The 10039-nt window shown below is 44.5% G+C and carries 12 protein-coding genes; 4 read left to right on the top strand and 8 right to left on the bottom strand.

The annotated features are described in order from the left end of the window. Nucleotides 1-222: 222 nt before the first annotated feature. Nucleotides 223-444, bottom strand: coding sequence for a hypothetical protein (locus B9T16_RS10250; RefSeq protein WP_410244689.1), 222 nt, complete (start codon nucleotides 442-444; stop codon nucleotides 223-225). 256 nt (nucleotides 445-700) lie between these two features. Here B9T16_RS10250 and B9T16_RS10245 point away from each other — a divergent pair, with 256 nt between their 5' ends. After that, entirely contained in the window at nucleotides 701-1369 is a 669-nt protein-coding gene (locus tag B9T16_RS10245) for a rhomboid family intramembrane serine protease (RefSeq protein WP_081471278.1), read from the top strand. On the opposite strand, the gene B9T16_RS10240 is transcribed toward B9T16_RS10245, so the two are convergent. From B9T16_RS10240 to B9T16_RS10225, 4 genes are all read right to left on the bottom strand, one after another. After that, on the bottom strand, nucleotides 1366-2463 hold the full coding sequence (locus B9T16_RS10240; protein ID WP_410244688.1) for an ABC transporter ATP-binding protein: 1098 nt from the start codon (nucleotides 2461-2463) through the stop codon (nucleotides 1366-1368). The genes B9T16_RS10245 and B9T16_RS10240 overlap by 4 nt on opposite strands. Before the next feature lie 10 nt (nucleotides 2464-2473). Further along, complete coding sequence (locus B9T16_RS10235; RefSeq protein ID WP_410244687.1) at nucleotides 2474-3556, bottom strand: PotD/PotF family extracellular solute-binding protein; 1083 nt, start codon at nucleotides 3554-3556, stop codon at nucleotides 2474-2476. Nucleotides 3557-3583: 27 nt separating this feature from the next. After that, the gene (locus B9T16_RS10230) at nucleotides 3584-3805 is read right to left on the bottom strand and encodes a hypothetical protein (RefSeq protein WP_006618826.1); all 222 of its coding nucleotides are present in this window, start codon (nucleotides 3803-3805) and stop codon (nucleotides 3584-3586) included. 98 nt (nucleotides 3806-3903) lie between these two features. After that, entirely contained in the window at nucleotides 3904-5730 is a 1827-nt protein-coding gene (locus tag B9T16_RS10225) for a S8 family peptidase (protein ID WP_006618825.1), read from the bottom strand. 129 nt (nucleotides 5731-5859) lie between these two features. Here B9T16_RS10225 and B9T16_RS10220 point away from each other — a divergent pair, with 129 nt between their 5' ends. Next, nucleotides 5860-6282, top strand: coding sequence for a hypothetical protein (locus tag B9T16_RS10220; RefSeq protein WP_410244686.1), 423 nt, complete (start codon nucleotides 5860-5862; stop codon nucleotides 6280-6282). A 19-nt stretch (nucleotides 6283-6301) separates the two neighbouring features. Here B9T16_RS10220 and B9T16_RS10215 read toward each other — a convergent pair whose 3' ends face one another. From B9T16_RS10215 to B9T16_RS10205, 3 genes are all read right to left on the bottom strand, one after another. Then, a complete protein-coding gene (locus B9T16_RS10215) occupies nucleotides 6302-7147 on the bottom strand; it encodes an SPFH domain-containing protein (RefSeq protein ID WP_317269199.1) in 846 nt (281 codons plus the stop codon). 192 nt (nucleotides 7148-7339) lie between these two features. Continuing rightward, complete coding sequence (locus B9T16_RS10210; protein ID WP_410244685.1) at nucleotides 7340-7531, bottom strand: hypothetical protein; 192 nt, start codon at nucleotides 7529-7531, stop codon at nucleotides 7340-7342. After that, a complete protein-coding gene (locus B9T16_RS10205; protein WP_410244684.1) occupies nucleotides 7528-8199 on the bottom strand; it encodes a CmcI family methyltransferase in 672 nt (223 codons plus the stop codon). The genes B9T16_RS10210 and B9T16_RS10205 overlap by 4 nt, the downstream gene beginning before the upstream one ends. Before the next feature lie 175 nt (nucleotides 8200-8374). Between B9T16_RS10205 and rsmI the strand changes: the two genes are divergently transcribed. Further along, nucleotides 8375-9223: a 16S rRNA (cytidine(1402)-2'-O)-methyltransferase gene (rsmI, locus tag B9T16_RS10200; RefSeq protein WP_317266630.1), complete on the top strand. Its 849-nt coding sequence runs from the start codon at nucleotides 8375-8377 to the stop codon at nucleotides 9221-9223. Nucleotides 9224-9267: 44 nt separating this feature from the next. Further along, the gene (gene msrA, locus B9T16_RS10195; protein ID WP_014275852.1) at nucleotides 9268-9927 is read left to right on the top strand and encodes a peptide-methionine (S)-S-oxide reductase MsrA; all 660 of its coding nucleotides are present in this window, start codon (nucleotides 9268-9270) and stop codon (nucleotides 9925-9927) included. Nucleotides 9928-10039 lie beyond the last annotated feature (112 nt).

Raw genomic sequence — 10039 nt, 5'->3', positions numbered from 1 at the left:
GAAGCAAAACCAAAAGTTAATAGCAGAGGTCAACTCAAGAGACAATGAATTGATGAAGTTGATTTACAAAATACTTAGCAATGAACAGCCAGGGACAAGAGGTAAACGCGATCGCACAATCAAGCCAAAGCCACAAGAATCCGTTAGGACTTGGGAGTAGAGTTGTCTGTGGCCCTAACGAATAACGGGTTGTCAAGTAGCCATTACTCATGGCCATAATCATCATACAGAAAAACTAAAGCGATCGCCACCCAAGTCACTTAACTCGTATAAACGCTTCCTATTTACCCTATAACCGGAGAAAAGCCGCCGATCGCTTTGACCGACAGCCCGATGTATGTTCCATTCTACAGATTGTAGAATCCCAAGTTTATTGACTACACCAGGATAGTTTTTGCTCCCCAAATTGTCAAAAAAAATGCGATCGGTTGCATTTTCGCCCAAACTTGCATCTGTCCCACTGAAATTGTGCCGATCGCATCAGATACCAACTTAGCTGTAACTCCTACCAGATAAAGGTTGGGGGAGGCTAAGTGGTGATATGTCCATTATGGGTTAATTATACCCCTGGGGATAGAGTCCGGGTCATATATCAAAAATGGTATAATCGCAGATGTAATGTATATCAATTAAGAGGTACTCTCCCCTGATTCCCATTCGCGATGATAACCCAACTGAGATTAACCCTTGGGTAACTAAGGTGTTAATTATTATCAATCTGATAGTTTTTGCGCTACAATTTCTGGTGATAGTTTCCGAACCAGAACAAGTAGAACAAATCATCTATACTGGTGCATTTATACCCTGTCAACTCGCCCAAAGTTGTCCGTCTGATATGCCAGCAGCAGCATTTACCTTTCCAGCTTGGTTGACTCTAATTACCTCGCAATTTATGCACGGTGGTATTGGTCATATTGTGGGGAATATGTTGTTTCTGAGTATTTTTGGCAACAATATTGAAGATTGTTTAGGTCATTTCAAATTTTTGATTTTCTATATACTATGTGGAATAGCAGCCGCATTGATTCAAGGGTTTGCGTCCCCTGATTCTATCATACCATTGTTGGGAGCAAGTGGAGCGATCGCCGGAGTTTTAGGAGCCTATTTAATTCGGTTTCCCCGTGCTAAATTATTAGTAATCTTCCCATTTTTTCCGTTTATTCCTATAAGGCTGCCGGCTTATTTCTTCCTGATTTTATGGTTTGCATTCCAATTTATTGCCGGGACTTCTACGCCTAATATAGATACAGCTACGGGAGAAGAAGTCGGCGGGGTAGCTTATTGGGCTCATGCGGGAGGGTTTATTTTTGGTATAATTCTTGCGCCGATACTGGGGTTATTTTCCTCAAGAGGAGGTGCAAATAACTAAGATTCGAGAACCCCAATACTTTCGGGAGATACAAACACTTCAACCTGTTGACCTGGCTGGTATCTTTGGAGGTCATCTCGATGCCAATTTTGGACTCTCACCATAACATAACAGTTGGGGGAGAGTTTAACTTTGTAGCGGGTATCCGTACCGATATAAACCCTTTCTTCCAAGAGTCCAGACCAACTGGGGATATGAGCAGACTTGACAGGATATAGAGTTATTTTTTCGGGTCTAATTACTAATGTTACAATTTGTCCTACAGAAAGACTATTTTCGGCGACAATTTGAATAGGTAGAGATTCATCAACTAACACGGTTTGCTGGTCATTATTAATTGCTATAACCCGTCCGGTGAGGAAGTTACTATCCCCAATAAAATCGGCGACAAATCGAGTTTTGGGATATTCGTAAATTTCGATAGGAGTTCCGACCTGTTGAACCTCTCCCTGGTTCATAATAGCAATGCGATCGGACATAGTTAAGGCTTCTTCTTGGTCGTGGGTAACATAAATAAAAGTAATTCCGATACGTTGCTGCATTTGTTTAAGTTCCAGTTGCATTTGTTTCCGCAATTTCATGTCTAAAGCGCCTAAAGGTTCGTCAAATAATAAAACCTCTGGCTGTTTAACTAGAGACCTAGCTAGGGCGACGCGCTGCTGCTGTCCCCCGGATAGCTGACGAGGATAGCGATCGCGCATTTCGGTTAATTTGACTAACTCCAACACCTGAGAGAGGCGATCGCTAATTTCCACAGAGGGTAAATTTTCCATCTCCAGTCCAAAGGCGATATTTTGGGCGACAGTCAAATGAGGAAACAAAGCATAATGTTGGAATACAGTATTAACCGGACGGTGAAAGGGAGGTCGCTGACCCATAGCTTGACCGTGAATATAAACTTCTCCGGTGGTAGGTAATTCAAACCCAGCAATCATTCTTAATGTGGTAGTTTTCCCACAGCCAGAAGGTCCGAGGAGGGAGAAAAACTCCCCATCTCGAATCTGTAAATTTAAGCCATTGACTGCTAAAAAATCTCGATGCTTACTCCCCCGAAAAGTCTTAGAAACATTGACCAGTTCAACCGCATGATTCATAGTCGCTCAATTAAGACCCTACACCCAACTTAACCTCTGTCCAGGCTTGATCATAAAAGATAGTAGCTTCTCCGACATCTTCCAAATATCTGAGTTTCGCAAAAACTTCGGGAGGGGGATAAATACCAGGATTTGCCAAATTTTCTGGTTTAATCAACTTTTCAGCGATCGCCGTTTTATTAGGGGAACCATAGTTAATAAAATTGGAGATTTGGGCACTAATTTCCGGTTTCATGATAAAATTAATGAATGTCAAAGCTAAATCCGGGTTAGGTGCGCCTGTAGGAATCACCATATTATCCATACCAATAATTGTGCCTTCTTGAGGAATTGCATAACGCAACTTAGGATTTTCTTGCATTACTTGAAAGATATCGCCGCTGTATTCCATAGTCATATCAACCTCACCTTGATTAAGGAGATTTTGACCAGTATCAGGAACAAAGGCGGTGATATGAGAACTATTTTGAATTAAGAAATCCCTAGCGGCAAAAATTTCATTTTGATTGGTAGTATTAGGGTCATAACCCAAATAAATTAATACCGCCCCCATAGTGTGTCGCATATCATACAATAGGGAAAACTTGGAGGCAAAATCAGGGTCAAATAMTTGAGACCAACTGTTGATATTTTCCCCGACTCTATCAATGTTATAACCTATTCCCAAAGTCACCCACTGATAGGGAATACTATATTGATTTCCGGGGTCATAGGGAGGGTTAGCAAACTGCGGGTCGAGATGGATAATATTAGGAATCCTCGCCAAATCCAGAGGTTGTAACATTCCCTGATTAATCATAATTTCTACCATATAATCGGGGGAAAATACCACATCATAACCAGGATTTCCGGCTTGTAGTTTGGCATACATACTTTCCCCACTATCGTAGGTATCATAGTTAATTTTAACGTTATATTCCTGTTCAAATTGAGCGATCGCCTGTGGAGCAATATAACTTGACCAGTTATAGATATTCAGAACATTCTGTGAACCTGTCCCAGTCAGAGAACCATCAGGACTGGTAGCAGCACAACCCCAAGGCAAAATCACACCCAGCGAAAACAGCAATATTAACGTTAAAAGTCGCTTCATTGTCTAGTCATCTCTCCTAAATTAACCCTAAGATAGCGCCTGAAAAGACTCCACCTGTAAAACCGGACCAATCATCGCCAGAGTCATCACATCTTCGCGAATAATCCCCTGGACGATCGCCTTTTTTCCCGACTGCTGCAACTCCGGGGGTGCATCCTTCAACTCATAGGTTTGTTCAGCACTAACCAGCGCCCAAGTCCCCGTCCCAAAACCTTTTTTTTCCACAACCCCTTCAACAGTGATAGTCATATTTATAACTCTCCCATTATGTCAAAAACTTGATAGATTCGGAATAATTCCCCTCCACCGACATAGCAGAGGGGAAATAGAGGTCAACGTGCTAATAATTAAGCGATCGTCGTTTCCGACTTCAAGGCTAAACTCGCCAAACCCATACATAATAGGGCATTAATCACCAAGAAACCACGAGCGATCGCCCCACTTCCCAGACCCCAAACTGCTGGGGAAATAAAGGCACTGATCACCAAAAAACTAGCCACGCCAATAGTAGTACCGATCGCCAACCACTTCCACTCTGGATGACCCAGGAATAGTACCACCAAAACCGCCGGAATCAATACACTAGCAAATACAGGATTCAACACACTGCTACCCTGAATTGCGCCGCCAAGTTCAGGTAAAGAACTACCCATAACCCGCATCGGCCATTGAGGCAAATCAAAGATGTACAGACCCCGCAAGAAAAATAGACCACTGCTTCCGGCGATCAAACCGCCAGCCATAGACCAACCCCAGCGGAAGGGGAAATAATTGCGGAGGAACCAAGCCAACAAATAGGACCCCAAAACCATGGCAATTTTGGGCAATAAAGCCACCGCGCCGCCATCAATCCAGAAGCGCGGACTCAGATAACCACTCTCCCGCAGCCAGCGGAAAAAGTCACGGAAGGAAATTTGTCCCCGCAGCGCCACTTGTACAGCACTAGCAGCATCCAAATGACCAGCGCCAAAATGATTAAAGGGGTCTTCAGCCACTTGACGGGAGGACTCTTTGAGAATCGCCACAATTTCATCAGGGCTATCAACCCCGGTGGCGCGAATTAAAGCTGCTACTCCAGCCACATGGGGGGAAGCCATGCTGGTTCCCTGAAAAGCGGCAAAGGTTGATCCGCCTGTAGCCGGGTCAATGGTTTCCTGGAGAATGCCTCCATCTTCATTGTCGCCCTGGGTCAAGCCACCGGGGGCAGAAATATCGACACCTGCGCCAAAATTGGAGTAGGGGGTTTTATTTCCGGTAGAGTCGAGGGCAGAAACTGCCACCACTCTGGGATAACGGGCGGGATAAGCTGCGGCATTTTCTCCAGAGTTACCAGCGGCAGCAATAATTACTACACCCTTGTTATAGGCGTAGTCGATCGCATCTTTCATCAATTGAGTTTCGCCGCCACCACCGAGACTCATGTTAATGACATCAGCGCCATTGTCGGCCGCGAATCTAATCGCCTCTGCAATGTCGGAAATTGTGCCACCACCACCGGCTGAGAGGACTTTTAAGGGCATGATTTTGGCGCGGTGGGCAATACCTGCCACCCCATAGCCATTGTTGGTAGATTGGGCAATAGTGCCCGCTACATGGGTTCCATGTCCGTTATCATCGGAGGCTTCCCGGCGGTTATTCACAAAGTCATAACCGGGGACAAATTCGGTATCTTTTAAATCGGGAACCCGACTGACTCCGGTATCAATGACCGCCACTGTCACCCCTTCTCCTTGGGTTTCTTTCCAGGCTTCCTCTATATTGATACTGCGTAAATTCCACTGTTTACCGTAGAGGGGGTCATTGGGAAAGTTGTTAGAGTCACCCAAAATAATCGCCGCGACATTCATGGGTTGAGTGTCAATGCGGTAAATAAAGTTAGGTTCGATCGCTTCTGTGTCTTGGCGCAAAGACCTTCTTAGGGATCTGAGTAGATCGCGATCGCCACGAACCACATAAATGTTATCGTCTTTGGAGAATTTACTGTTTAACTGAGGAACTACTTGATACTGATCGGCGATCGTTCTAATGCGATCGGCTATTTCCGTTTGAGTCAAATCTTCCCGAAAATCTAGTACAATCGAATCAAATGTGCCTTGGGTAGCCAAGCCAGTGAAGTTAGACACCGCCCAGCCCAACCCAAGCAGGAATAGGCAAAGTAGTAGAAATCTTTTCATGTGTTTTCGCCATAGTTAACGGCTAATTCGTCCAACGGTCAGTTACCGACCAGACAAATCATCAAATTGGTGATTCTATTGTATCTCGAAGATTCTAAATTCGTATTAAACGCTCAAATCAGATAAATTATGGAACGAGGATTACTGTGGCTTCCCCTGCTGGCTGTGTTTATTGGACTCGCCTGGTCTGGGTGGAATGAATATCAGAAGTTAGAAGCCTATAAGCTGTGGGCTGAAAAATTTGATCAAGCCAAATATGATATCTATGCCGTCTTAGGTCACAGTGGCGACCAACTGACCTGGGGTAAACCCACTCGCCAGGGTCCTGTTAACTTACAAACTTTTTCTCTCCGGGATGTTCAGTCAATATGGCTATTGGTGGATAATAAATCTGTCAGCCTCGACCAACTCCCCCAAAAAGGAAAATCCGTCGAGTTAGAATTTATCCTGCAAGATCAACCTGACCCTATCCGTGTTCCCTTTACACAACTTTCCCTCGCCGCCCAGTGGTGCCAATATTTGCAGGACACTTGGCAGAAAATTAACCCCTAATTTCCCCCCTTCATGATCACTATTCTTTGGGGTGACTGTTTCCCTTCGAGAATAATTTTCCTCTCATAGCCGCCTGGGACTCAACTCTCGACATATCCTGGTCTATGAGTCCCGTCAGGGCTTCCGTTAATTGGGACGGGTCCATAAATATTACTTTGGCATTTTCACTCATGCTAATTTGTTGATTAGCGTCTACGAACTGTTTAGCAATCAAAAACTGTAAAAACTCTCGACTATTTGGATCTAGGTTCAGCACCTCTGCTAAAACTTTAATCGATGCCGCTTTACCTTCTGCTATACTGATATCAGCCTTTTTTTGACTCTCCGCAGCCCTTTGAGCCTCCATCGCTAATTTCACCTTAGCCGGAGGTTCAATGCTTTGTAAATCAACCCGTACTACTTGCACTCCCCAATTTATCGTTTTCTCCGCTATATTGTGAAGCAGTGCGGTATTAATTTCATTGATAGACGAAAACATATCCTCCATATTTCTTAATCCCACCTCCGCCCGCAGAGTCGTAGTTACTAAATTCCCGATCGCATCTTCTACTCCCTGAATATCATAGAAAGATTTTCGCATATCTTGGATTTTCCAAAACACCAAAGCATCAATAGTTAGGGGAACATTATCTTTAGTAATTGCCTCTTGTTTGGGAATATCTAACAGCCTCTCCCGCAAAGTATCATAGTGTACGATTTTTTCAATCACCGGGATCACAAACTGTAAGCCAGGCTTCAGAGTTCGGTTATATTTCCCTAACCGAGCCACTAATGCTTCATCTCCATCACTGATAATTCTAATTGAGGAATTTACCCCAAACCCAATGCCTAACGAAATCAATAGCGCGAGGATATACTGAGCCATAGAACCTCACATTTATCTGATAATTTTAAAGTTAGTCTAACCTATCCAGTCACACCCTGCTACTAATTATAGCACAATTTTGGCAACAGTAAATATATCAAAACATTAAGTTGCGAGTCAACATCTCAACATTTATCATATTTACTGTTAACTTTTAGGTAACTTCTAAAGTCTCTGGTTGGCATCGATAATTTACTGATTTGACTCCGACTCGGTTTCCGGTTCCACCTCAACAGTTTTAGCTGTTTCTGTTAACTGAGCCGCCAGTTCTTCTTTAATAGCACGGCGATAAAGTTTGCCCTCAAATTTTGCCAATTCCTCACATACCTTTTCTACCCAAGTTTGTTCTACCAAAGCAATTAAAGCCGAAGCCTGTTTGGTCACATACTCCCGGTGATCGGGTGTTGTCTTTTGCCTTGTTTCTTGCGCTCAAACACCACCACACTATCGTAAAACGCAACATAATTTGTTGAGCGTGTAAAGTCCGTTACAGGCAGAACACCGTGTGTATGAACCGCATTAATTTCATCTAACTTATCCTTGGCAAATTCCATAAAACTGCCGGCGCGTTTTACCCCGCCGCCATAGTTATCCCAATAACAAGTATGGGTATCTTCAACTATATAGACCCCGTTAGGTTGCAAGCGATCGTACATCCACTTAAATGAATCGATCATGTGCTTCATCATGTGACTACCATCGTCTAGCACAATATCAACTTTTGGGTATTTGGCAAAAATAGCGTCAATCACCGCCGGATCATCTTGACTACCAATAAAAACCTCTATGCCGTCTGCCTCATGTTGTTTGGATTTGGGATTAATATCAATACCAATAATTTGACAACCTGGACCAAAATAATCCCTCCACATGGCAAGTGACCCCCCCCCCCCAACACCAATCTCAATCATGACGGGCGATGTTCCTCTGAAGCGCTCAAAGTGACGCTCATAGATATCAAAATAATGCACCCATTTGTGCACGCTCTTATATGAGTTATTTAAAAAATACTTGTGTAAAAACCCATCTGCCATTTGACTATCTTTCTCCATTCATGTGGGACCTTTGGGGTAGTTGGGACTTTTGAGACCCTTATGACCAACTCTAGCACAATGGAGACAATCACAGTACAATAGTTTCAGCCAAGGAGAGTAAGTGGTAATCTGGGCGTGTTTGACCTGCCTGCCAAATATCTCTAACCGACTCCCCAAATAACGATAACGTTCAATGACAGACCTACAAATGGGAACCCTATATATTGTTGGTACTCCCATAGGAAACCTAGATGATATAACATTTCGGGCTTTGCAGACTTTAAAATCAGTGGATCTCATTGCGGCGGAAGATACCCGCCACACGGGGAAATTACTACATCACTTTCAGATTGAAACGCCCCAAATTAGCTACCACCAGCATAACCAAAGCCGTCGCCTTCCTGAATTAATCGATCGCCTTTTAGGTGGAAGTGCGATCGCTATAGTAACTGATGCGGGAATGCCGGGAATTTCTGACCCAGGTACCGAGTTAGTACAAGGCTGTATCAATGCGGGTATTCCTGTGGTTCCCATTCCTGGTGTTAGCGCCTGTTTAACCGCATTGAGTGGGTCGGGACTACCAACCGATCGCTTTGTGTTTGAAGGCTTTTTACCCGCCAAAGGTAAAGACCGCCAAAAACGCCTACAAGCCTTGGGCTCCCAGTGTCGGACCATGATTTTATATGAGTCTCCCCACCGACTCCGACAAACTTTGAGCGATTTAATCGATGTTTTAGGCGGCGATCATGGTGTCGTGATCGCGCGGGAATTAACCAAACTCCATGAGGAATTTTGGCGCGGTAGCCTGGGGGGTGCGCTCGAATATTACCAAAACAGGGAAGTCCGAGGAGAATTAACTATTGCGATCGCACCAGTTACACCCACAACCCCCACCCTGTCAGAGGAAGATATCCTAGCCCAATTACAACAATTACTACAGCAGGGACTGTCGCGATCGCAAGCCAGTCGCCAGTTAGCCGAAAATTTATCACTGTCCCGTCGCCAAATTTATCAACTCGCCCTTACCCTTGCTGACGAATGACCCTAAAATGTAAAGTAACGTTAAGACAAAATCCACAAAATATCATGGTACTATTCGGATTCGGCAAGAAAAAATCTCTCCCTCAGCCAGAAGAAGCCCTTCCTGGACGCGATCGAGTCATGTCAGTTCCTGATCGCCACTATATCAATGGGAACCCCCTTAAACCCCCTTTTCCTGAAGGTATGGAACAAGCCGTTTTTGGTTTGGGCTGCTTTTGGGGCGCTGAACGGAAATTCTGGCAACAGCAGGGCGTGTTTAGCACCGCTGTAGGCTATGCGGGAGGATATACCAAAAATCCCACCTATGAAGAGGTTTGCAGCGGTATGACTGGTCATACAGAAGTGGTATTGGTGGTATTTGACCCCCAGGTGATCAGTTATGCTGATTTACTCAAACTATTCTGGGAAAGCCATAACCCCACCCAGGGAATGCGCCAGGGTAATGATACCGGAACTCAATATCGATCCGCTATTTATACCTATTCAGACGAACACCAACGCCAGGCTTTGGCTTCTCGCGATCGCTATCAACAAGCACTCTCCGCCGCCAGTTACGGTGAAATTACCACAGAAATCGCTCCCGCCAAAGAATTCTATTATGCTGAAGCCTATCATCAGCAATATCTAGGCAAAAATCCCAATGGTTATTGTGGTTTAGGTGGTACTGGTGTGGGATGTCCCGCCATGACCGAAACTTCCGTTTAATCTCCTGAGTTTCCTACGGTGCGTCAGACTCGGTAAATATCCATCTGACGCACTTCTGACGCACTATAGCGGTTCGGTGAATTGGTGAGGTACTTTTCAAAGCCCCCTTCGA

Source organism: Arthrospira sp. PCC 8006, from assembly GCF_046480465.1.
In the GTDB taxonomy this organism is placed as follows: Bacteria; Cyanobacteriota; Cyanobacteriia; order Cyanobacteriales; family Microcoleaceae; genus Limnospira; species Limnospira platensis.
This window is presented reverse-complemented; position numbering and strand designations above follow the sequence as displayed.

Bases quoted from the DNA above. Each gene is read 5' to 3' on its own strand.
- B9T16_RS10240 (WP_410244688.1), bottom strand. From the start codon at position 2,463: ATGAATCATGCGGTTGAACTGGTCAATGTTTCTAAGACTTTTCGGGGG.
- B9T16_RS10230 (WP_006618826.1), bottom strand. From the start codon at position 3,805: ATGACTATCACTGTTGAAGGGGTTGTGGAAAAAAAAGGTTTTGGGACG.
- B9T16_RS10225 (WP_006618825.1), bottom strand. From the start codon at position 5,730: ATGAAAAGATTTCTACTACTTTGCCTATTCCTGCTTGGGTTGGGCTGG.
- B9T16_RS10220 (WP_410244686.1), top strand. From the start codon at position 5,860: ATGGAACGAGGATTACTGTGGCTTCCCCTGCTGGCTGTGTTTATTGGA.
- B9T16_RS10215 (WP_317269199.1), bottom strand. From the start codon at position 7,147: ATGGCTCAGTATATCCTCGCGCTATTGATTTCGTTAGGCATTGGGTTT.
- B9T16_RS10205 (WP_410244684.1), bottom strand. From the start codon at position 8,199: ATGGAGAAAGATAGTCAAATGGCAGATGGGTTTTTACACAAGTATTTT.
- rsmI (WP_317266630.1), top strand. From the start codon at position 8,375: ATGACAGACCTACAAATGGGAACCCTATATATTGTTGGTACTCCCATA.
- msrA (WP_014275852.1), top strand. From the start codon at position 9,268: ATGGTACTATTCGGATTCGGCAAGAAAAAATCTCTCCCTCAGCCAGAA.